We start from the raw sequence: 23,333 nt of genomic DNA on the forward strand, positions 1-23,333 counted from the left end.
TTCGGAGGGCCTGCCCCGGGAAGAGCAAAGCAAACAGTAAAGGGAAGAAACTTCGTGGCTGACCGTCTCATTGTCCGTGGCGCACGCGAGCACAACCTCAAGGGTGTAGATATTGACCTGCCTCGTGATTCGCTCGTAGTGTTTACGGGCCTTTCCGGCTCAGGAAAGTCCTCGCTGGCCTTTGACACGATCTTTGCCGAAGGTCAACGCCGCTACGTGGAATCCCTGAGCGCATATGCCCGCCAGTTCCTGGGGCAAATGGACAAGCCAGACGTGGATTTCATTGAGGGGCTTTCCCCGGCGGTATCCATTGATCAAAAATCCACCAACCGCAACCCACGTTCCACCGTCGGCACCATCACAGAGGTGTATGACTACCTTCGTTTGCTCTACGCGCGCGCCGGTACCGCGCACTGCCCGGAATGTGACGCCGTGATCTCCCGGCAGACCCCGCAGCAAATTGTGGACCAGGTCCTGGAAATGGAAGAAGGGCTGAAGTTTCAGGTCCTCGCGCCAGTGGTACGCACCCGCAAGGGCGAGTTCGTGGACCTCTTCCAAGACCTCGCGGCGCAAGGCTTTTCCCGCGTGCGCGTTGACGGCGAGGTGTACCAGCTTTCCAGCCCACCCACGCTAGAAAAGCAAATCAAGCATGACATCGACGTTGTGGTGGACCGCCTCCAGGTGAAAGCATCCCAAAGCCAGCGTCTCACCGATTCAGTGGAAACCGCACTTAAGCTTGCCGATGGTGTGGTCGCGCTAGAATTCGTGGATTTGGAAGGGCCCGAGCGTGTGCGCCGCTTCAGTGAGAAGATGGCGTGCCCCAATGGCCACCCGATTGGCGTGGATGAGCTGGAACCTCGATCCTTCTCTTTTAACTCTCCCTATGGTGCATGCCCCGTATGTGATGGCTTGGGTACCCGCCTTGAAGTTGATGTGGACCTGGTGATCCCGGATAAAGACGCCCCGCTGATCAAAGCAATCCAACCCTGGCAGGTTGGTGCTGGTGAGGGCTACTACAACAAACTTCTCACCGCCTTTGCTGCGGTGTTGGGGGTAGACCCGAACACCCCATTCAGCGAGCTCAGCAAACAACAGCAGAAGCAGGTTCTCCACGGTTCCAAAGACAACGTGACCGTGCGCTACAAGAACCGCTTTGGCCGCACACGGACCTACAACTCTGCGTTCGAAGGCGCGCTGCCGTCGTTGGAACGGCGCCTGGAGAATACAGATTCCGAAGCACAGAAGGATCGCCTCCTGGAGTACATGCGCGAAGTGCCGTGTAAGGCCTGCTCAGGTGCTCGCCTGCGTCCGGAGATCTTGAGTGTTCGGCTGGCGTCTGAGAACCACGGTGAAAAGTCCATCGCGGACCTGGCGGCACTTTCCGTGGAAGGCGCCTCTGAATTCTTGGACGACCTCAAGCTGGGCGCGCGTGAAGAAATGATCGCCGGCGCGGTCCTCAAGGAAATTCAGGCACGCCTGCGCTTTCTTTTGGACGTTGGCCTGAACTACCTCAGCTTGAGCCGCGCCGCCGGCACGCTCTCTGGCGGTGAGGCACAGCGCATCCGCCTGGCAACGCAAATCGGTTCTGGTTTGGCAGGTGTGCTCTACGTGTTGGATGAGCCCTCCATTGGCCTGCACCAGCGCGACAACCAGCGGCTCATCCAAACGCTGGAGCGCCTCCGCGATATTGGTAACACCCTGATTGTGGTGGAACATGATGAGGACACCATCAAGGCTGCAGACTGGCTGGTGGACATTGGCCCCAAGGCCGGCGAATATGGCGGCGAGGTGGTGTACCAAGGCGCGCCGGAGGGCATCGGAAGCTGCGAGGAATCGATCACCGGCGCCTACCTTTCCGGAAAGCGGGTATTGGGGGTTCCTGAACAGCGCCGCGAAGTAGATCCCGAGCGCATGCTCAAGGTGGTTGGTGCAAAAGAAAACAACCTGCGCGGCATCGACGTAGAACTTCCCCTCGGCGTGCTCACCTGCGTGACTGGCGTTTCCGGTTCAGGTAAATCCACCGTGGTGAACCAAATCTTGGCCAAGACCCTTGCGAACAAGCTCAACCGGGCTCGCCAGGTGCCTGGCCGAGCCGTGCGAGTGGAAGGCGTGGAGCACCTGGACAAGTTGGTGCAGGTGGATCAGTCCCCAATCGGGCGTACCCCACGCTCGAACCCCGCCACCTACACTGGCGTGTTTGACAAGGTCCGCACATTGTTCGCGGAAACTCAAGAGGCCAAAGTCCGCGGGTACAAGCCGGGGCGCTTCTCCTTCAACGTGAAGGGTGGGCGCTGCGAAGCGTGCCAGGGTGACGGCACCTTGAAGATTGAGATGAACTTCTTGCCTGACGTATACGTTCCCTGCGAGGTGTGCCACGGGCAGCGCTACAACCGCGAAACCCTCGAAGTGCGCTACAAGGGGAAGAACATCGCGGAGGTGCTGGACATGCCCATCGCTGAAGCTGCGGAGTTCTTTGAACCAATCACCTCAATCCACCGCTACCTGAACACCCTCACGGAAGTGGGCCTTGGATACGTGCGCCTGGGGCAGTCCGCCACCACGCTTTCCGGTGGTGAGGCGCAACGCGTGAAGCTCGCCTCCGAGCTGCAAAAGCGCTCCAACGGGCGCACCGTTTACATCCTGGATGAGCCAACAACCGGTCTGCACTTTGAAGACATCCGCAAACTCATGCTTGTGATCCAAAGCCTCGTGGACAAGGGCAATTCTGTGATTGTGATCGAGCACAACCTCGACGTAATCAAGGCAGCAGACTGGATCGTGGACATGGGGCCAGAAGGTGGCGCTGGCGGCGGAATTGTGGTTGCCCAAGGCACTCCTGAAGAAGTGGCCCAGGTTGCCGGTTCCTACACCGGGCAATTCCTTAAGCCTCTGCTTCAGGTGTAGCCGCCGCCTCAGGCTTCACCTCAGTGTCGCTTGGGGAAGTGGGGCGTCTGAGGGCGTCGTCACGCGAACGTTGAATCGCCGTGACCAGCAGCAGCACACCACATACCAGGAACGCCACGGTGCGTGGGACGCCGGAAATGGCGGCGAGGTCAAAGAACACCAGCTTGACGGTGCCTGCCACCGCCAAGAAGGTGCCAACCGCCAGTGACGCGCGGCGCTTGGCCAACGCCCAGGTTGCCACGCCGATCCAGCCCACCGACGTCAGCGCGTGCGCCGCGTAGAACGCCGTCCATGTGGAGCCCCTGCTTGCAACCGGGCCGCTGATGCCGCCGTCGAGCACCATTGCGCCCAGCGGGGTGATGATGCCCACCACTGCGAATGCCGTAGCGCTCAGAGCCAACAGCCCAAGGCTGATCTTCCAAATGTCGCTGAGTTGGCGAATCACCGGCATACGGGAGACGATCGCCGCGATGATCACCAGGAAACTCAGGCCGGCGAGCAGTGCAAATGGGTTCCGTAGTGGATCGATGCTCCAACCCACCACTGCCTGGAGGAAGCGATCCATCACCACAACCACCGCAAAGCACCAGGCCACCAGCACCCATGCGGCGTGCTTGAGGTACTTGGGTTGCAGGAAGGTGAAGGTTACGCAGGCAAGCGCCAACGGCAAAGCGATAGGCCGCAGCCAATCGAGCCACGTTGGCAAAAACTCCAGCGCGCGAACCAATGGCAAGATGGCCAACACCCACAACAGCGGATGGCCATTGGCGGCAACCCAGCCGCCTATTAGGAGCACGCCGAGGAATACTGCCAACCCAGGACCATTGCTGAACACCGGGTAGAGCGCTACAAATGGCACCAAAAGCAGGGCCCAAATCTTTGGGCCGGAGCGCGGGGGTGCAAGCAATGCGAGGCGAGTCAATGCTGCGCCCGGTTCCGCACCGCCTCCTGAACCCAGCGTTGCACTGGCCACACCTTGGGCCACGGTGCTCGGTAACCTCCAGGCAGTTGTATACAAGGCAAACAGCACAGCAACAAACAGGCAGTAGGTCCAGCCCCGCAAAGCGGTGATGTCACCGAACATGGCGATCCAGCCGATTGTTGCCAACAGTAGTGTTGCTGAAACATAGGCACCGAACAGTGCTTGGTCTGGGCCATTGGCGGGGCGTGCCGACGCCAGTGCGAACTTCCCGGCATGAGGTGGGGTATCGCGGTCCCCGCCATTCTGGCCGCCATCCACCGGCAAATCCTGCGGGTAGCGCAGCACCGTTTGAAGAAGAAGCAGTGCAGCAAAAATACCAAGCGGGTACCAGGCCGCAGCCGCCTGGTCGCGGCCGGTGAAATCGGCTGTGGCCTGCGCTCCGTACAACCACATGCCCTGCAGCGTGCTGATGATCGCAGTACCTATACTCAATACCCGGTTCCGCCACAGATGTGCGAACACCAAAGCAACCACGCCGAGCAGCAAACTCAGTACCGCAAGCGTGTCCTGGCCAATCCAGTGCACAATGGCGTGCGCTGCCTGCAAACTCAGTAGCAAACCTACGAGCCCGGTCCACCACGTTGACGCCAGTGCCGGCGTGCGGAACTTCCGCGCGTGCAGCCAAAACGTACTGCCAAACACCGCGGCGCTCAGCAACAATGCGAGAGCCACCAGCATCCCGGTGGTCACAAAGCCCCGCTCCACACCCAGGGACACCAGGAAACCTAGGCCAAGAACTGTCACGACGCCGCCAAAGGCCCCAAGGAGCCGGGCAAGCTTGGCGTCATCGGCCCACCACCTCGGACCGGAAGAGGAAGAAGCGGCGACCCGTGCACGTGTGATCTCAGGCGACGGCGGGGTGTAGCGTCCCGTGCGGGGGGTGGGAGTAGGAATTGGATGCGCCGCTGCCGCCTCGCTGTGTGCGGCCCTGGGCACGTCGGAACGTTCCTGGGAAACTGCCTGTTCCTGTATCTCCTGCACCTGTAGCTCCCTGCGGAGTTCGCCGAGTTCGCGTTGGGTGAACGCGAGTTGGGCGAGGGCACGTTCGAGGCGTGCGCTGATTTCCTGCAGGCTTGGTGGATTGCTCTTGCCGCTGCTCATGGTCCAGAGTATAGGGAAGTATAGGGAAACGCTGCCTATGGCCGGGGAGTTCGCGCTTAGCGCTGGCGTGTTGTTTTGCTTTGCAATGCAGAGGTGTGTTAGTGTTGCTGAGCTACCGCCTAAGCATGGCTTAGGTTGCAAGTGGAGATCATCCCACCCCATGCCGCCAGAGCAATCCGGTTGGCTCAGGGTTCAAACGGTACAGCACTCGAAGTGCTTTATTGTGTTCATGATCTCCCGCTCGGCACGGCCAAGCGGGAATTTTTTCATGGGCGTTGAACTTTGGTTGGGGAATCGGGGAACACTGCAGCTTTGGCTTGCTCGGTAGATCGCATTGAAACATTTTGCTACTTGAGGAGTTCCCATCAGCACTGAAGCTCGCATTAATGAGCGAATCCGTGTTCCCGAGGTCCGTCTCGTTGGCCCTAACGGCGAACAGGTCGGCATTGTCCGGATTGAAGATGCCCGTAAGCTCGCTTACGACGCAGACCTCGATCTCGTTGAGGTGGCGCCGAACGCGAAGCCACCTGTGGCCAAGATCATGGACTACGGAAAGTTCAAGTACGAGCAGGCGCAGAAGGCACGCGAGGCTCGTAAGAACCAGCAGCAGACTGTGGTCAAGGAGCAGAAGTTCCGTCCCAAGATCGATGATCACGATTACGAGACGAAGAAGAACAATGTGATCCGGTTCCTTGAAAAGGGTTCCAAGGTGAAGGTCACCATCATGTTCCGCGGCCGCGAGCAATCCCGCCCCGAACTTGGTTTCCGCCTCCTGGAGCGCCTCGCAGACGACGTTGCAGACTACGGCATCGTCGAGGCCAAGCCGAAGCAAGATGGTCGCAATATGACCATGGTCTTCGGGCCGGTGCGCAAGGGCAAGAAGTAAACACTTTCACAAACTCAAAGGACGAACATCCATGAAGCAGAAGACCCACAAGGGCACCGCGAAGCGCATCAAGGTCACTGGTTCCGGCAAGCTCCGTCGTGAGCAGGCAAACCGACGCCACCTCCTTGAAGGCAAGCCTTCCACTCGTACCCGTCGCCTTAAGGGCACTGAGGATGTAGACAAGGCTGACGTCAAGCGCATCAAGCGCCTGTTGGGCAAGGCTTAACCCTTCCGCCCAAACGGCCGCCTACGCCGCCGAATACGGCACACCATTCTCTTTCCCCCTTTTTCTCAAAATATCGATAAGGAAGTTTCAAAGTGGCACGAGTCAAGCGCGCACTGAACGCTAAGAAGAAGCGTCGCGAAATCCTGAAGGCAGCCAAGGGCTACCGCGGTCAGCGTTCCCGCCTGTACCGCAAGGCCAAGGAGCAGTGGCTGCACTCCCAGACCTACGCATACCGCGATCGCCGCGCCCGCAAGTCTGAGTTCCGCAAGCTGTGGATCACCCGTATCAACGCCGCAGCTCGCATGAACGACATCACCTACAACCGCCTGATCCAGGGCCTCAAGCTCGCTGGCATCGAGGTTGACCGCAAGATCCTCGCCGAGCTCGCCGTGAACGACTTCGCAGCATTCTCCGCAATCTGCGAAGCAGCCAAGGCTGCCCTGCCAGAGGACGTCAACGCTCCAAAGGCTGCCTAATCCTAGGATCAGGCAAGCTTAGCTAGCGTGGCAGCCCCGCAATCGGGCTGCTGAAAGTGCACGAAACGGTGCTTCCCCGAAGTAGGGAGGCGCCGTTTTCTGCATGTGAAGTGAGGGTTGGGGTTGTGGAGACGGAAGTGGGGCTAGGCGGGGGCGTTGGAAAGGTTTGGAAGCCGCGATCCTCTTGGCGGTACACGCTTAGCGAACAGCGCACACCCACCCTGCTAGCCTTATCCCTTATGAAGGTGGACCTGGACTTTACAACGCCGTTTACAGAGCGCACCCCACGGGTGGTGAATGCCGCAAAACTACACCGCGCCCAAGCCCGGAAGAAAGCTGGTGCGTTCATTATTGAGGGCGAGAATTCTGTCGAAGCCGCGGTGGCAACCGGGGCGGCAACGGATGTCTACGTCACTGAGGCGGCGGCAGCTCGTTTCCAGGACATTCTCACTGCGGCTGGCCACATGGGGGTGTATGTCCACCCAATTACGGAGCAAGCCGCAAAGCACCTCAATGACACCGTACAAAGCACCGGAATTTTCGCCACTTGCACGCCGGTTTTGTGGACCATCGGCAAGGCACTCGCGGGCTCCCCAAAGCTGGTGAGCGTTCCCGTGGAAACCAATGACCCCGGAAATGCCGGCACCCTCATTCGCGTCAGTGACGCCGTAGGTGCGGATGCCGTGGTGTTTGCCGGCAACACCGTGGACCCCCAATCCTCTAAGACGGTGCGTTCCTCGGCGGGATCCATCTTTCATCTCCCAGTAGCCAGGGAGAGCAACACACAGGACGTGCTGGGCAATCTCCGTGCAAAAGGCCTACAGATTTTGGCCACCACCGCGGGAGGAGAAGTGAACCTCGATGAGGCCGGAGAGCTGTTGGAGAAACCAACCGCATGGCTGTTTGGAAACGAGGCCCACGGCCTCCCACCCGAGCTGCTGGAAGCAGCAGACCATCGGGTGAGTATTCCGATTCGGGGGCGCGCGGAATCGTTGAACTTGGCTACCGCGGCATCGATCTGCCTCTATGAATCTGCCAAGGCGCTTTTTCGGCAGTAATGCGGGTATGATGTGCAGGTTGAAGCGTGGCCCTGGAAGCGTGAACCTACCGGCAACCCGAAGCTGACCTGCCGGCAAGCTGCAGAGCATCAGCGAAACGGTGAAACTCAAGGCGTTCACGCCGCTTCCAAAGGCTCACGCCGCTCACACTCACGCTAAATTGACCAGGGCAAACTCAAGGAAATGAAGGTGGAACCCCAAGGTGTCTGAACATCAGATCACTGATCAGCTTGTTGATCAGCTCACTGAAGAAGCTTTGCAAACCGCGGCCCAAACCGCTGAAGCAGCATTTGCGGCAGCAAATGACCTTGAGGAGTTGGCTACCGCCCGGCGGGATCACCTCGGTGATGATGCACCGATCCCATCCGCCCGCAAAGCATTGGGTTCCCTGCCGAAAGACCAGCGCAAGGACGCTGGCCGCCTGGTGAATGTGGCGCGCGGGCGCGTCGAAAAGGCATACGCTGAAGCCAAGGCCACGCTGGAGGAAAAGCGCAACGCTGAGGTGCTGGTGGCTGAGCGGGTTGACGTGACTGTTCCCACCACCCGCGGCCAAGTTGGTGCGCTGCACCCAATCACCACCTTGAGTGAGACCATCGCGGACATCTTTGTGGCCATGGGCTACGAGGTGGCCGACGGACCTGAGGTGGAGGCGGAGTATTTCAACTTCGACTCCCTGAATTTCATCCCGGACCACCCCGCCCGCACGCTTCAGGACACTTTCCATGTGTCCGACGAGGGCTCGCTGCAGGTGCTGCGCACGCACACCTCACCAGTGCAGATGCGCACCATGCTCTCGCGTGACGTCCCCATCTACGTGGTGTGCCCAGGCCGAGTGTTCCGCACCGACGAGCTCGACGCCACCCACACCCCAGTGTTCCACCAAGTTGAAGGCCTCGCGGTGGATAAGGGCCTCACCATGGCCCACCTGCGCGGCACCCTGGATCACCTGGCCAAGACCCTGTTCGGTCCCGAGGCGAAGACCCGCATGCGCGCCAACTACTTCCCCTTCACCGAGCCATCTGCTGAGGTGGATGTGTGGTTTGCCAACAAGAAGGGCGGCGCCGGCTGGATTGAGTGGGGCGGCTGCGGCATGGTGAACCCCAACGTCCTGCGCGCGGCGGGAATTGACCCAGAAGAATACAGCGGCTTTGCCTTTGGCATCGGGGTGGAGCGCACCCTGCAGTTCCGCAACGGCCTTTCCGATATGCGTGACATGGTGGAAGGCGATGTCCGCTTCACCCTCCCATTCGGCATTCAGGCCTAAGCCCAGCTCGCACATCAACTTTTCACTTCAGGAGAACTTTTCCCATGCTTATCACGCAAAACTGGGTCACCTCTTTGCTCGGCGCCGCAAACCCAGGGTGGTCCGTCACCCCAGCCGAGCTCGATGCGGGCTACGTGCGCGTTGGATTTGAAACGGAAGGATACGAGTCCATCCCAGAGACCACAGGCCCATTGGTAGTTGGCCGGGTGGAAACCATCGAGGAACTCACAGGGTTCAAAAAGCCGATTCGCCACTGCATGGTGAACGTTGGCCAAGCAAACGGCACGGGTGAGCTGCAGTCCATCGTCTGTGGCGCTCGCAACTTCGCTGAGGGCGACCTCGTTGTGGTGTCCCTTCCTGGCGCCGTGCTGCCTGGCAATTTCGCCATCGCCGCGCGCGAGACCTACGGCCGCATGTCCGCGGGCATGATCTGTTCGGCTGCTGAGCTGGGCCTGGCAGATAAGTCCGACGGCATCATCACCCTGGAAGCCAACCTCGCCGAGCCGGGCACGGACGCCCGCGAAATCCTCGGCCTGGCGGATACCGTCTTTGACGTCAATATCACCCCAGACCGCGGCTATGCTCTCTCCGCGCGAGGTCTCACCCGCGAGCTCGCCTCCGCGTTCAACCTCTCCTTCAAGGATGTGGCGCTGCACCCCGAGATCGCGGGCTTTGACCTGGCAAGCGTACCTGCGCCCACCGCGGAGTCGCTCCAGGTGCGCGTGGAGGCAGACACCAAGGCGCGCCGCTTTGGCCTGCGCAAGGTCAGTGGCATCGACCCAAGCGCGCAATCCCCACTATGGCTGCAGCGTGAGCTGATGCTGGCAGGGCAGCGCGTGGTGAACCCTGCTACCGACGTGACCAACTACATCATGCTGCTGCTTGGCCAGCCAATGCACGCTTTCGACGCGGACAAGATCCAAGGTGGCCTGGTGGTACGCCGCGCTCAGGCAGGCGAGACGCTGGAAACGCTGGACCATGTGAAGCGCACATTGGACCCAGAGGACGTGGTGATTGCAGATGACTCCGGCATTCAGTCCCTCGCCGCGGTGATGGGCGGTAGTTCGTCGGAAATCGCAGACACCACCACAAACGTGTACTTTGAGGCTGCGAACTGGGACCAGATCACCGTGGCCCGTACTTCGCGCCGCCACAAGCTGAGCTCGGAGGCCTCCAGGCGCTTCGAGCGCGGAGTTGACCCAGCGATCATTGAGGTTGCGTTGGACATGGCCTGCGAGTTGCTGGTGCGCATCGCCGGCGGCACCATCGAGGCCGAGCGCACCCTGGTGGGTGAGACGCCACAAAGCGCAGCCATTTCCATGCGTGCGCAGCGTCCTGCGGAGATTGCCGGTGTTGATTACACCCGCGAGACTGTGGTTTCCCGTTTGGAAGAAGTTGGCTGCGTGGTAACGGTCTCCGACGGAGGCGACGAGCTGGAAGTCGCCCCACCAACCTGGCGCCATGACATCACCATGACCGCAGACCTGGTGGAAGAGGTGCTGCGCCTTGAGGGGTTGGAGGACATCCCAACCATCGTGCCTTCCGCACCCGTGGGTGCAGGCCTTACCGCTGCGCAGAAGCGCCGTCGCGCCGTTACCCACACGCTTGCGCATCACGGCTACGCGGAGATCCTGCCAACCCCGTTCATCAAGAACGACACCTTTGAGCAGTGGGGCCTTGATGCCTCCGATCCACGCCGCGCGGTGGTAAAGGTACAGAACCCGCTGGATGCGGACTACGCCATCTTGGGCACCACCTTGCTGCCTTCCATGCTGGAGGCTCTGGGCCGCAACGTGGCCCGTGGTCAGCGCGACTTCAGCCTTTTTGGTGTGCAGCAGGTTTCCTTTGCTCGCGGTGAGGGCCGCAGCCCCATGTTGGATGTGCGCGTGCGGCCGTCGGAAAGCGAAGTTGTGCAGCTCCTTGAGTCGCTGCCGTACCAGCCGCTGCACGCCGCAACCGTTGCCACCGGTGACATTGAGTTCGCCGGCCCTTGGGGGCAAGGGCGCGCCTACTCCTACGCAGACGCCATTGAGTCCGCAAAGATTGTGGCTCGTGCGGCGGGTGTGCGCCTGGAGCTGGAGAACGCCGAGGAACTGCCGTGGCACCCGGGCCGTTGCGCTGCGCTGAAGGTCGCGGGTCAGGTGGTGGGCCACGCCGGTGAGCTTCACCCACAGGTGCTTGAGCGCCTGGGCCTGCCCGCGCGTACCTGCGCTATGGAAATTGACCTCACGGCCTTGCCGTTTGAGGAGAACCTGCCGGCGCCGGTGCTTTCCGCATTCCCTGCGCTCAACCAGGATTTGGCGCTCGTGGTGGATGAGCAGACTGCTGCAGAAAGCGTGCGTGCGCTGATCGCGGAAGCCGCCGGCGAACTGCTGGAGAGCGTGGAGCTCTTTGACGTCTACCGCTCCGAGTCGCTTGGCGCGGGCAAGAAGTCCCTGGCGTTTTCCCTGGTGTTCCGCGCGAAGGACCGCACCCTGACGGATGAAGAGTGCTCCCAGGGCCGTCTGGCTGCCGCGAAGCGCGCCGAGGAAGTGTTCGGGGCAAGCATGCGCGCTTAAGCGCGATGAAGGACAAACGCCGGGAAAGGCTAGGGGGTGGCTAGGGGTGAGTCTTTCCCGGTGTTTGTGTCTGGGGCGGTTCCGACGCCCCCAAATGGTCACTGGCCGTGTTCGCTCCCAACCGAACACGGGGTTCAGGACCGAATAAATCTATGCAATATTGCATAATTTTCCCGTTTGGCCTGGAAGTCCGGGGGAGTAGTTGAATAATTTGCAACACTGCGCATAAATGCTAGTATTGCTCCATGTGTGAAACTCAATCTAGCGGCAACCCATCCGGATCAGGCGTGATCCGCGTAGCCGTTGCCGGCGCTTCTGGCTATGCGGGTGCAGAAATCCTGCGTTTGCTGCTTGCGCATCCAGCGTATCTCGACGGCACAATCCAGATCGGGGCGCTCACCGGGGCCTCAACTGCGGGTAAGACAGTGGGTGAGCTCATGCCCCATCTCAGCGACCTCGCAGAGTGCGTGATTGAGCCAACCACTCAGGAAACCCTAGCGGGCCATGACGTGGTGTTCCTGGCGTTGCCGCACGGGCACTCGGCGGAAATTGCAACGCAACTCGGCGAGGATGCCGTGATTATCGACTGCGCCGCTGACTTCCGCTTGCGTTCCGAACAGGACTGGGACGCCTACTACGGCGGCACCTACGCCGGGCACTGGCCATATGGCTTGCCCGAGGTGGCACACAACCGCGAGGAACTCCGCGGCAGCAAGCGGGTAGCGGTTCCAGGGTGTTTCCCCACCGGGGCTACCTTGGCCATGGCACCCTCCTTCGCGGCCGGCTTGGTGGAGCAGGACGTGAACATCGTGTCCATCACCGGCGTTTCCGGCGCCGGGAAGAAGGCCAACGTGGACCTCCTTGGTTCTGAGACCATGGGTTCGCTCAAGGCCTACAACACGGCCGGTAAGCACCGCCACAACCCGGAGATTCGGCAAAACCTCGCGGGTGCCGCGGCCCATGGCGCCAAGGGGCAAGCACTCGAACCGAAGGTGAGCTTCACCCCGGTCTTGGCGCCGCTGCCTCGCGGAATCCTTACCACCGCCACCGCATTCTTGCGCGAGGGCGTGGAGCTGCAGGATGTTCGCCAAGCGTATGCGGAGTATTACGCCGGGGAAGCATTCGTGCGGATCCTGCCCGAAGGCCAGCAGCCCCAAACGCAAAACGTGGTGGGGTCCAACATGTGCCACCTCCAGGTTGAGGTGGATGAGGCCGCCGGGAAGCTTTTGGTCACCACGGCAATCGACAACCTCTGCAAAGGCACCGCCGGGGCCGCCGTGCAATGCATGAACCTTGCGCTCGGCCTCCAAGAAACCGCAGGTCTGCCGCGAAACGCCGTAGCCCCCTAAGCACCTGCTCCAGCGCGGCGCACTTGTCTCTTGCTGGAAACGGCGCGTCGGCGCGTCGGAAAGCCCCCTTAAAACCATCAACGCCACACTTTTACACGCAACTCAAGGAGACACCATGAGCGGAATTACCACCCCAGCCGGATTTGAGGCCTCGGGGCTCGTCGCGGGCATTAAGCCCTCCGGCAACAAGGACATGGCGCTGGTGCGCAATCTTGGGCCGAAGTTCGTGGCGGCTGGTGTGTTCACCAGGAATCGTGTGGTGGCGTCGCCGGTGAAGCTCAGCAGGAAGGCGCTGGAATCTGGCACGCTGCACGCGGTGCTGTACAACTCCGGCAATGCCAACGCCTGCAACGGTGCGCAGGGCGATGCCGACGCCAAGCTCCTGGTGGACCAGGCTGCAGAACTGCTTGGGGTGGATGCCCTTGACGTAGCGATGTGCTCCACCGGGCTGATTGGCGACGTCCTGCCAGTGCCCAAGATGCAACAAGCACTCCCGGCGTTGGTGGAACAGCTCAGCGACGCCGAAGAAGCGGGACACGTGGCGGCTGAATCCATCATGACTACGGACACCGTGGCGAAAGAAGCCTTCTACCAGGGAGAAGGATGGTCCATCGGCGGCATGGGCAAGGGCGTGGGCATGATGGCTCCTTCACTGGCGACCATGCTGGTGTGCCTCACCACGGACGCCGATGTTTCCGCGGACGTTGCGCAGCAGGCTCTGGAGCAGGGCAGTGCCGTTACCTTTAACACCCTGGACATCGATGGGTCCACCTCCACGAATGACACCGTGCTGCTGCTCGCCAACGGGGCCTCCGGCGTGCGTGTGGACGCTGAGGAGTTCAAGGCCGCGGTGCTGCAGGTATGCGCGGCGCTCGCCGATCAAATGCAAGCCGACGCCGAGGGTGTGACCAAGCGCGTCAAAGTCACGGTCACCGGCACCAGTACCGACGAGCAGGCGCTCGAGGCAGCTCGCACCCTCGCGCGCGACAATCTGTTCAAGTGCGCAATGTTCGGCTCCGACCCCAACTGGGGCAGGGTGCTTGCCGCAGTGGGCATGGCCCAGGCAGACATGGACCCAGACAACATCTCGGTGTATTTCAATGACCAGCCGGTATGCGTAGGCTCCACTGGTGCGCCGGGCGCTCGCGACGTAGACCTTAGCGGAGCAGACATCGATGTGCGCGTGGATCTGGGAACTGGCGGGCAAGGTGAAGCCTTCGTGCGCACTACCGACCTGTCTCACGCCTATGTGGAAATCAATTCTGCATACTCCAGCTAGTAGTTGAACTGCTATCACAACGCACACCACCAAACCACACCGGGCTCTCTGTCACACACTGCCGTTGCGAGCCATAAAGAAAGGGCCTCCTGCCGTGAATTTTGAAGCTATTGACCAGCTCACTGCCCAGGATCGGGCGCACGTCCTCGCTGAGGCCTTGCCCTGGCTGCAACACTTCCGCGACAAGATCGTGGTGGTGAAGTACGGCGGAAACGCCATGGTGGATGAGGACCTTAAGCGAGCATTCGCGGCGGACATGGTGTTCCTGCGCACCGTTGGCGTGAAGCCCGTGGTGGTCCACGGCGGTGGCCCACAAATCAATGAGATGTTGGACCGCCTGGGCATGAAAGGTGAGTTCAAGGGCGGCTTCCGCGTGACTACTCCAGAGGTGATGGACGTGGTGCGGATGGTCCTGTTTGGGCAGGTTGGCCGCGATCTTGTAGGCCTGATTAATTCCTACGGTCCGCTGGCGGTGGGTACCTCCGGCGAGGACGCCGGGCTGTTCCACGCGGAAAAGCGCCTGATTGAGATCGACGGCCAGCTCACGGACATCGGCCAGGTTGGCAACATCACCCATGTGGACGCTTCCGCCCTCATGGACATCATTGAAGCCGGCAGGATTCCCGTGGTGTCCACCATCGCCCCAGGCGAGGACGGTGAGGTGTTCAACATCAATGCCGATACGGCAGCCGGCGCCCTCGCTGCAGCCCTTGGTGCAGAGCGTCTGTTGATCCTCACCAACGTGGAAGGCCTGTACACCGACTGGCCAAACCGCGATTCCTTGGTGTCAAAGATCAAGGTAGGAAAATTGGCTTCCCTCCTGCCGCAGTTAGACTCCGGCATGATCCCCAAAATGGAAAGCTGCCTCAATGCGGTGCAAGCGGGGGTTCAGGCGGCGCACGTGATCGACGGCCGCTTTGCCCACAGTGTGTTGTTGGAACTGCTTACCGAAGGCGGCATTGGCACCATGGTGGTGCCCGATGTGCAGGACGTTCAGGAAGAAACCGAACACGAATCAACTGTGTATCGCGCAGCCGTCCCGCGCTAAGTCCAATTACTCCAACCACACCAACTGCTCAATCTGACCAAAAAACTCACCGCAAAAGGACCACCCATGACAAACACCGAACACGCCCAGCAGGCCTGGCAGTCCACGCTGATGGACAACTACGGCACCCCACAGGTAGCCCTGGCCAGCGGTAACGGCTCCACCTTGGTCGACGTAGACGGCAAGACCTACATTGACATGCTCGCGGGCATCGCCGTGAACTCGCTTGGCTACGGCCACCCTAAGGTGGTGGCCGCTGTGAGCGAGCAGGTGGCAACATTGGCGCACAGTTCCAATTTGTTTGCCACCCAGCCGGTGCTGAACGTTGCGGCCAAGCTGAAAGAGCAGTTCGCCAGGGTTGCCGGAGAAGAGAACGCCGAAAGCACGCGCTTGTTCTTCTGTAACTCAGGCACCGAGGCTAACGAGGCCGTGTTCAAGCTTGCACGCCTGACTGGCCGCTCAAGGATCCTGGCAGCCACCCACGGTTTCCACGGCCGTACCATGGGTGCGCTGGCAATGACTGGCCAACCGGACAAGCAGGCGCCTTTTGCGCCACTGCCGCAGGGTGTGGAGTTTTTCCCATACGGGGACCTGGACTATGTGCGGAAATTGGTGGAGCACGATCCGTCGGAAACCGCCGCCATCATCCTGGAGCCGATCCAGGGCGAGACCGGCGTGATCCCCGCACCGGAGGGATTCCTCGAGGGCTTGCGCGAGCTCTGCGACGCACACGGCATCCTCCTCGCCGTTGATGAAGTCCAGACCGGCATCGGGCGCACCGGCCAATTTTGGGCTTTCGAGCACGCGACCGGGGTAGTTCCAGACATCATTTCTATGGCGAAGGGCCTCGGCGCTGGTCTGCCGATCGGCGCGGTGCTGGCCCACGGCAAGGCTGCCACGCTGTTTAGCCCCGGCAAGCACGGCACAACCTTTGGCGGCAATCCACTGGCCTGCGCGGCGGCCGGTGTGGTGCTGGAGGAACTGACGCCTGAGTTCCTCGCCGAAGTTCAGCGCAAAGGCGAGAAGCTGCGGAAGGCGCTCGAGGCACTTCCCGAGGTGCAGCAAGTTCGCGGCCGCGGTCTGATGCTCGGCGTGGTACTGCACAATCCCGTGGCTAAGCAGGCAGTGAGCACCGCGCTCGAAAACGGGCTGATCCTCAACGCCCCGAGCGAGCAGGTGCTTCGCCTCACGCCACCGCTGGTGATCACCGACGCAGAACTGGAGGATGCAGTCCAGCGCATCGCCAACGTGCTTACGCAGGTAGATAAAGCTTAACGACGAGCTCAAGCCTCAAGACCCAAGGCCCGAGGCTCAAGGCCCAAGGAAAAGAAAGAAGAGCAAACCTATGGCAAACGCACACGACACAGCAGCTCCCGGTAACCGCACCTTAGGCCGCGAACGCGGCGTTATCAACGGTGTGCGCCACTTCCTGGAGGATGACAACCTCACGCCACAAGAGCAGCAGGAAGTTCTGGAGCTGGCGCTCGCGCTGAAGGCCGACCCATACGCCCACCGCGTGTTTGAGGGGCCGCAATCCGTGGCAGTACTTTTTGACAAGACTTCCACCCGCACGCGCTTCTCCTTTGATGCAGGCGTTGCCAAGCTTGGCGGAAACGCAATCGTGGTGACCACCAGTGATTCCCAAATGGGCAAGGGGGAGACGTTTCAAGACACCGGCGCGGTGCTTTCCCGCTTTGTCTCCATGATCGTGTGGCGGACCTTTGCCCACAGCAACTTTGAGGAGCTTGCTGAGGGCGCAACGGTGCCAATTGTGAATGCGCTGTCCGACGACCTCCACCCCTGCCAGATCCTGGCTGACCTGCAGACTATCGTGGAGCACCTTTGCCCGCAGCAGGGCCCTGCGGGTTTGAAGGGGCTGCGTGCGGCCTACCTTGGCGACGGTGACAATAACATGGCCAACAGCTACCTGTTGGGCATGGCCACCGCAGGTATGGATATTGCCATCGTGGCGCCAAAGGACTTCCAGCCAAAGCAGGAGTGGGTGGAGCGCGCACAACAGCGCGCGGAGCAAACCGGCGCAACCATCACGGTAAGTGACTCCCTGGACGCCGTTGATGGCGTAGATGTGGTGATTACTGACACCTGGGTGTCCATGGGAATGGAAGGCGATGGCCTAGACCGCCGGACGCCATTCCTGCCGTATCAGGTGGATGATGCGGTGATGGCTCGCGCCAATCAAGGGGCAATCTTCCTGCACTGCCTGCCTGCATACCGGGGCAACGAGGTGACGGCCTCGGTGATTGACGGCCCACAGTCCGTGGTGTTCGATGAGGCTGAAAACCGACTTCACGCCCAAAACGCACTCATGGTGTGGCTTATGCAGAACCAGCCAAGCCAGGAACAGGTGTAGCCCGCGCAGAGGTGAGTTCCAATCGAGCTTGAAATGGTTGAGAGGTAAGGAAACGTGGCAGCAAATCCAATAACGCGAACAGTGCGCCAAGCACTCATTTTGGACCTGCTTGAAGAGCACACGGTGAGCAGCCAAATGCAGCTTTCGGAGCTGCTGTCCAAGCATGGAGTGGACATCACCCAAGGCACCCTGTCCAGGGACTTGGATGAACTCGGTGCGCGGAAAGTGCGCAACGAGCAAGGCCGTGCCTACTACGTGGTGGGTGCGACCGAGGAAGCGGTGATGCCTGGCGCACTCGCGGTCAAGGCCAAACTGCGCAGGATGCTCGACGACCTCTTGGTCTCCGCAGACCACTCCGGCAACATTGCGGTGCTGCGCACCCCACCAGGTGCGGCGCAGTTCCTTGCCTCCTTCATTGACCGGGTGGGAATGGAGCAGGTGGTGGGCACGATCGCAGGAGATGACACCGTGTTTGTGCTTGCCCGCGATCCGCTCACCGGCGCCGAGCTGGTGGAACTGTTCCAGTCCCGCGAACAATAGGGCTGGGCAGTGCTCCTCCGAGGGATGGCCAAGTGGTGGCGTCGGTACCCGATTCCGAACTTCCCTGACTGCCCCAACTGGCGCGCGCCCCAAGGCCAATTGCATGGGCAATGGGAGTGATGTCCAGCAGGGCGTGTACTATTCTTCTTCGGCAATCCTTTTGGAACAAGCGGTGCCTTATGCACCGAAAAGATGCTGCACACAGCGGTGAGCGGCGGACCAATCTCAGTAATGTAACTCAATAATTCAGAACACTTTTCCTCATTAAAGGAGCTTTTCTTATGTCGAACCGCGTGGTTCTTGCGTACTCCGGCGGCCTGGATACCTCCGTGGCCATCCCATACCTGGCAAAGATGACTGGCGGTGAGGTTGTTGCCGTTTCCCTGGACCTCGGCCAGGGCGGGGAGGACATGGAATCCGTCCGTCAGCGTGCCCTTGACTGTGGTGCGGTGGAATCAATCGTGATCGATGCCAAGGATGAGTTTGCAAACGAATACTGCCTGCCAACCATCAAGGCAAACGGCATGTACATGAAGCAGTACCCACTGCTTTCTGCAATCTCCCGCCCACTGATTGTGAAGCACCTCGTTGAGGCGGCAAAGGAGCACGGTGGCACCCACGTTTCCCACGGCTGCACCGGCAAGGGAAATGACCAGGTCCGTTTTGAGGTGGGCTTCCGGGCCCTGGCCCCAGAACTGGAAATCATCGCGCCGGCGCGAGACTACGCCTGGACCCGTGACAAGGCAATTGCCTTTGCGGAAGAGATCAACCTGCCAATCGAGCAGTCTAAGTCTTCCCCATTCTCCATCGACCAAAACGTGTGGGGCCGCGCCGTGGAAACCGGCTTCCTGGAGGATCTGTGGAACCCACCAACCAAGGATCTCTACGCCTACACCGAGGACCCAGCGCTGGGTAACGCCCCTGATGAGGTGATTGTTTCCTTCGAATCTGGCGTGCCAGTGGCAATTGACGGTCGCAAAGTCACCGTGCTGGAGGCCATCGAGGAGCTCAATCGCCGCGCCGGTGCACAGGGCATCGGCCGCCTCGACATGGTGGAGGACCGCCTTGTGGGTATCAAGTCCCGCGAGGTCTACGAGGCCCCAGGTGCCATCGCCCTGATCACCGCCCACCAGGCGCTGGAGGACGTGACCGTTGAGCGCGAGCTCGCCCGCTACAAGCGCCTCATCGACGCCCGCTGGTCCGAGGAGGTCTACGACGGCCTCTGGTACGGCCCACTCAAGCGTTCTCTTGACGCCTTCATTGAGTCCACCCAGGAGCACGTCACCGGCGATATCCGCATGGTCATGCACGCTGGCGCATGCGTGGTCAACGGCCGCCGCTCCAACTACTCCCTCTACGACTTCAACCTGGCAACCTACGACACCGGCGACACCTTCGACCAGACCCTGGCCAAGGGCTTCGTGGAGCTGCACGGTCTGTCCTCCAAGATCGCGAACCGACGCGACCGCGAGGCATAGTAAATAGGTGCAGTAAAAGCGCAGTAAAAGCGCAGTAGCCCAACCCACACCTGACCACCGCAACACTCATCTTTGAAGGGGCAGCAAGAATGCAAAAGCACGGAACGAACGAAGGCGCACTTTGGGGCGGCCGCTTTGCCGGCGGGCCAAGTGAAGCCATGTTCGCACTCAGTGTGTCCACTCACTTTGACTGGGTTCTTGCCCCCTATGATGTGTTGGCCTCAAAGGCACACGCGAAGGTGCTGCACAAGGCGGGTTTGCTCACCGACGCAGACCTCAACACCATGCTCGCAGGCCTGGACACACTTGGCGCGAAGGTTGCCTCGGGCGAGTTCCGCCCGCTGCCTACCGACGAAGACGTGCACGGTGCAATGGAGCGAGGACTCATTGAGATTGTGGGTTCGGAGGTCGGTGGGCGTTTGCGTGCCGGCCGCTCCCGCAACGACCAGGTGGCAACGCTGTTCCGTATGTGGGTGCGAGACGCCGTGCGCGACATCGCCGTGCAGGTCAGCGACCTCATTGACGCCCTGAGCGCCCAAGCCGCAAAGGCGCCCGGTGTGATCATGCCTGGTAAGACCCACTTCCAGGCGGCACAGCCCGTGCTGTTGGCACACAGCCTCCTGGCCCACGCCCAGCCACTACTGCGCGACCTTGAGCGCATCCAGGATTTGGACAAGCGCCTGGCTATTTCCCCATACGGCTCGGGTGCGCTTGCGGGTTCCTCGTTGCGCCTGGACCCTGAGGCAATTGCTGCTGAACTCGGCTTTGCCGACGCTGCCGACAACTCTCTGGACGCCACTTCTTCCCGAGACTTCGCCTCGGAAACCGCCTTTGTGCTCGCGCAAATCGCAGTGGATATGTCCCGGCTGGCTGAGGAAATCATCGCGTGGTGCACCCCGGAGTTTGGTTATGTGACGCTCCACGATTCCTGGTCCACCGGTTCTTCCATCATGCCGCAGAAGAAGAACCCCGACGTTGCCGAGCTCACCAGGGGCAAGACCGGCCGCCTGATCGGCAACCTCGCCGGCCTAATGGCTACCCTCAAGGCAATGCCACTGGCCTACAACCGTGACCTGCAGGAAGACAAAGAGCCAATCGTGGATTCCGTAGCCCAGCTCAACCTGCTGCTGCCGGCCATGACCGGCCTCGTGGCAACCCTGACCTTCCACCCCGAGCGCATGCGAGAGCTCGCACCCGCCGGGTACACCCTGGCAACTGACCTCGCTGAGTGGATGGTCCGCGAGGGCGTGCCGTTCCGTGAAGCACACGAGGCCTCCGGCGCCTGCGTGCGCATCGCCGAGGCCCGCGGGGTTGGTCTCGACGAACTCACCGATGAGGAATTCGCCAGCGTTGATCCACGCCTGACTGCCGGTGTCCGCGAAGTCCTCACCGTAGAAGGTGCGGTGGCATCCCGCGCCACCCGCGGCGGCACCGCCCAGGTGCGCGTAGATGAGCAGCGGGAGCGTCTCGACGCAGCCAACGCCCGCATGCGGGCCTGGGCAACAGTGCCCGTGCTGCCCTAAGTGCCTCAAGGACATAGGAGGGGTGCCATTCCGGCGCCCCTTTTTCTTTGCGCCGCGCGCGAGCGGTGAGGGGAGGGGGCCTTGGCGGCGTCGGAAAGCAATGTCGCACCGGTGCGCTAGACTGATCAGCTATGAGTGCAACCAAGCCTGTTGACCCGAAGCTTCTGGAGATCCTCGTCTGCCCGCAGGACAAGGGCAAGTTGCGATATCTGGAGGAAGAAGCCGTGCTGGTCAACGAGCGCCTGGGGATTGCATACCCCATCAAGGACGGTATCCCGGTGATGCTCGCTAATGAAGCCATCACTTGGCCAGCGCAATAGCCTGAACAGTTGTGCGGGGGAGGGCCCGATCCGAAGGGGGTTCGGTTGGGCAAAGAAAAACATGATGAGGAACAGATGAATATCATTGATGAGCTGCAGTGGCGCGGCTTGATTAACCAATCTACGGACGTTGAGGCGCTGCGGGAGGCCTGCGCGGAACCGATCACCCTGTACTGCGGGTTTGACCCAACCGGAGATTCGCTGCACGCCGGCCACCTGGTGCCGATGGTGATGCTGCGTCGCTTCCAGGAGGCAGGACACAAGCCGATCACCCTCGCTGGTGGCGCAACCGGCATGATTGGCGACCCCCGCGATGTGGGCGAGCGCGTAATGCTCACCGAGGAAAAAGTGGCGGAAAACTTGGAGGCCATCAAGGGGCAACTGCGCCGCTTCGTTGATTTTGAGGGCAGTAACGCCGCTGTGATGGTCAATAACGCAGACTGGACAATGAAGATGTCCGTGGTGGAGTTCCTGCGTGACGTAGGTAAGAACTTCTCCCTGAACACCATGCTGGACCGAGATACCGTGAAGCGCCGCCTGGAGTCGGACGGCATTTCCTACACGGAGTTCTCTTACATGCTCCTGCAGTCCAATGACTACGTACACCTCAACCGTGAGTTTGGGTGCAGTCTGCAGATCGGTGGCGGTGACCAATGGGGCAACATCGTCTCAGGCGTGGACTTGGTGCGCCGCGTGGAAGGCAAGAAGGTCCACGGACTCACCGTTCCGCTGGTGACGGATGCTCAGGGCCAAAAGTTTGGCAAGTCCACCGGCGGCGGGAAGCTGTGGCTGGACCCTGAAAAGACCAGCCCTTACTCCTGGTACCAGTACTTCCTTAATGCTGGCGACTCCGTGGTGATTGACTACCTCCGCTGGTTCACCTTCCTCAGCCAGGAAGAAATCGCCGAGCTCGAGGTCGCCGTAGCCGAGGAACCATTCAAGCGCGCCGCACAACGCCGCCTCGCGCAGGAAATGACCAACCTTGTCCACGGTGAGCAAGCAACCCAGGCCGTAGAGCTCGCCGCGCAGGCACTCTTTGGCCGCGCGGCACTCGAAGAGCTCGACGAACGCACCCTCGCCGGAGCGCTCGCTGAGACGGAGGTTGCGGAGATCGGTGCCGACGCCCCCAAGACGATCATTGACCTCTTGGTGGCCACGGGCCTCGCGGATTCCAAGGGCGCTGCCCGCCGTACGGTGAAAGAAGGCGGCGCATACGTGAATAACCAGCGCATCGACGACGAAACCTGGGAGCCCAACCAAGATGACCTCCTGCACGGTGCCTGGCTCGTGCTGCGCAAGGGCAAGAAAAACTTTGCCGGCGTGAAGATGCTGTAGGGCGACGCCGCCATTGGCGCCGAGGCTCTGGATCTTGGGTCTTGGGGCTTGGATCTTGGGAGTGGAGTGACTTTGGGAGCGGTTACTCCGCTCCCTTTTTGCTATCTACCTGGGGGTTTGTGTTGTTGCCGGATTGTGTGTAGCTTAGGTCGAGTCGCCGCAGCCGGTTATCCACCGGCTAAGAAGCGGAAGCTCAGGCAGATGCTGTGGCGGTGACCCAAGAAGAATGCTTGATGCAGTATTTGCGCTTGGCGCAAGGCCGTGTTAATGTTTCTTCTTACCGCCTTTTCACCGGCCAATGCTGGTCAGTGTGGGGTGTGTGGTGGTTGTTTGAGAACTCAATAGTGTGCCAATGTACTTAAAATATTTTTGTTTTTGTACTATATTTTTTTGGTTTTGTGTTGTGGTGTTGACCGGGCAAGTGTGGCTTGCTTGTGAAAATACTTATAGCTAAAAACTGTTTTTTGTGTGTGGGGTTGTTCCTCGTCGGAGCCTCACACGCTATTTATTTTTTGCCAGTTGTTGGGCTTTCCAACGATTTTTGCAAGGGATGTTTTTTCTTGTTTTTTGTGGAGAGTTTGATCCTGGCTCAGGACGAACGCTGGCGGCGTGCTTAACACATGCAAGTCGAACGG

The 23,333-nt window shown here is 60.6% G+C and carries 18 protein-coding genes and 1 rRNA gene; 18 read left to right on the forward strand and 1 reads right to left on the reverse strand.

The genetic code is table 11. From position 1 onward, the window contains the following. The first annotated feature begins 54 nt into the window (after positions 1-54). Positions 55-2,904 carry an excinuclease ABC subunit UvrA gene (uvrA, locus tag NQ050_RS05640; protein ID WP_257038314.1) on the forward strand — a complete coding sequence of 950 codons (2,850 nt, stop codon included), beginning with the start codon at positions 55-57 and terminating at the stop codon, positions 2,902-2,904. Here the strand turns inward: uvrA and NQ050_RS05645 are convergent. Next, positions 2,882-4,987 (reverse strand): hypothetical protein, encoded by a 2,106-nt coding sequence (locus tag NQ050_RS05645; protein WP_257038315.1) that lies wholly within the window; start codon positions 4,985-4,987, stop codon positions 2,882-2,884. The two genes, uvrA and NQ050_RS05645, sit on opposite strands and share 23 nt — an antisense overlap. 364 nt (positions 4,988-5,351) lie before the next feature. On the opposite strand from NQ050_RS05645, the gene infC reads away from it, so the two are divergent. From infC to NQ050_RS05730, 17 genes are all read left to right on the forward strand, one after another. After that, positions 5,352-5,873, forward strand: a complete 522-nt coding sequence (gene infC / locus NQ050_RS05650) for a translation initiation factor IF-3 (RefSeq protein WP_257038337.1) — start codon at positions 5,352-5,354, stop codon at positions 5,871-5,873. Between the two features lie 31 nt (positions 5,874-5,904). Then, positions 5,905-6,099, forward strand: coding sequence for a 50S ribosomal protein L35 (gene rpmI / locus NQ050_RS05655; protein ID WP_257038316.1), 195 nt, complete (start codon positions 5,905-5,907; stop codon positions 6,097-6,099). Positions 6,100-6,191: 92 nt separating this feature from the next. Then, positions 6,192-6,575, forward strand: a complete 384-nt coding sequence (rplT, locus tag NQ050_RS05660; protein WP_257038317.1) for a 50S ribosomal protein L20 — start codon at positions 6,192-6,194, stop codon at positions 6,573-6,575. A 245-nt stretch (positions 6,576-6,820) separates the two neighbouring features. After that, positions 6,821-7,633, forward strand: a complete 813-nt coding sequence (locus NQ050_RS05665; protein WP_257038338.1) for an RNA methyltransferase — start codon at positions 6,821-6,823, stop codon at positions 7,631-7,633. Between the two features lie 217 nt (positions 7,634-7,850). Next, positions 7,851-8,897, forward strand: coding sequence for a phenylalanine--tRNA ligase subunit alpha (gene pheS, locus NQ050_RS05670; protein WP_373456436.1), 1,047 nt, complete (start codon positions 7,851-7,853; stop codon positions 8,895-8,897). Positions 8,898-8,941: 44 nt separating this feature from the next. After that, the gene (gene pheT, locus NQ050_RS05675) at positions 8,942-11,455 is read left to right on the forward strand and encodes a phenylalanine--tRNA ligase subunit beta (protein ID WP_257038319.1); all 2,514 of its coding nucleotides are present in this window, start codon (positions 8,942-8,944) and stop codon (positions 11,453-11,455) included. Between the two features lie 245 nt (positions 11,456-11,700). Further along, positions 11,701-12,804 carry an N-acetyl-gamma-glutamyl-phosphate reductase gene (argC, locus tag NQ050_RS05680; RefSeq protein WP_257038320.1) on the forward strand — a complete coding sequence of 368 codons (1,104 nt, stop codon included), beginning with the start codon at positions 11,701-11,703 and terminating at the stop codon, positions 12,802-12,804. A gap of 115 nt (positions 12,805-12,919) precedes the next feature. Further along, positions 12,920-14,083, forward strand: coding sequence for a bifunctional glutamate N-acetyltransferase/amino-acid acetyltransferase ArgJ (argJ, locus tag NQ050_RS05685; protein ID WP_257038321.1), 1,164 nt, complete (start codon positions 12,920-12,922; stop codon positions 14,081-14,083). A 94-nt stretch (positions 14,084-14,177) separates the two neighbouring features. Next, on the forward strand, positions 14,178-15,131 hold the full coding sequence (gene argB, locus NQ050_RS05690) for an acetylglutamate kinase (protein WP_257038322.1): 954 nt from the start codon (positions 14,178-14,180) through the stop codon (positions 15,129-15,131). A 66-nt stretch (positions 15,132-15,197) separates the two neighbouring features. Then, entirely contained in the window at positions 15,198-16,406 is a 1,209-nt protein-coding gene (locus NQ050_RS05695; protein ID WP_257038323.1) for an acetylornithine transaminase, read from the forward strand. 70 nt (positions 16,407-16,476) lie between these two features. Next, on the forward strand, positions 16,477-17,502 hold the full coding sequence (gene argF, locus NQ050_RS05700) for an ornithine carbamoyltransferase (protein WP_257038325.1): 1,026 nt from the start codon (positions 16,477-16,479) through the stop codon (positions 17,500-17,502). 54 nt (positions 17,503-17,556) lie between these two features. Beyond that, positions 17,557-18,042, forward strand: a complete 486-nt coding sequence (locus NQ050_RS05705) for an arginine repressor (protein WP_257038326.1) — start codon at positions 17,557-17,559, stop codon at positions 18,040-18,042. Positions 18,043-18,323: 281 nt separating this feature from the next. Continuing rightward, positions 18,324-19,520, forward strand: a complete 1,197-nt coding sequence (locus NQ050_RS05710) for an argininosuccinate synthase (protein WP_257038327.1) — start codon at positions 18,324-18,326, stop codon at positions 19,518-19,520. A gap of 89 nt (positions 19,521-19,609) precedes the next feature. Continuing rightward, positions 19,610-21,043 (forward strand): argininosuccinate lyase, encoded by a 1,434-nt coding sequence (gene argH, locus NQ050_RS05715; RefSeq protein ID WP_257038328.1) that lies wholly within the window; start codon positions 19,610-19,612, stop codon positions 21,041-21,043. A 131-nt stretch (positions 21,044-21,174) separates the two neighbouring features. Further along, complete coding sequence (locus NQ050_RS05720) at positions 21,175-21,363, forward strand: Trm112 family protein (protein ID WP_257038329.1); 189 nt, start codon at positions 21,175-21,177, stop codon at positions 21,361-21,363. A 75-nt stretch (positions 21,364-21,438) separates the two neighbouring features. Continuing rightward, positions 21,439-22,698 carry a tyrosine--tRNA ligase gene (gene tyrS, locus NQ050_RS05725; protein ID WP_257038330.1) on the forward strand — a complete coding sequence of 420 codons (1,260 nt, stop codon included), beginning with the start codon at positions 21,439-21,441 and terminating at the stop codon, positions 22,696-22,698. A 566-nt stretch (positions 22,699-23,264) separates the two neighbouring features. Next, positions 23,265-23,333 (forward strand): 16S ribosomal RNA (locus NQ050_RS05730); the annotation flags it as partial.

Origin of the sequence: Corynebacterium sp. 122RC1, from assembly GCF_024580955.1 — a bacterium.
GTDB classification, from domain to species: Bacteria; Actinomycetota; Actinomycetes; order Mycobacteriales; family Mycobacteriaceae; genus Corynebacterium; species Corynebacterium kozikiae.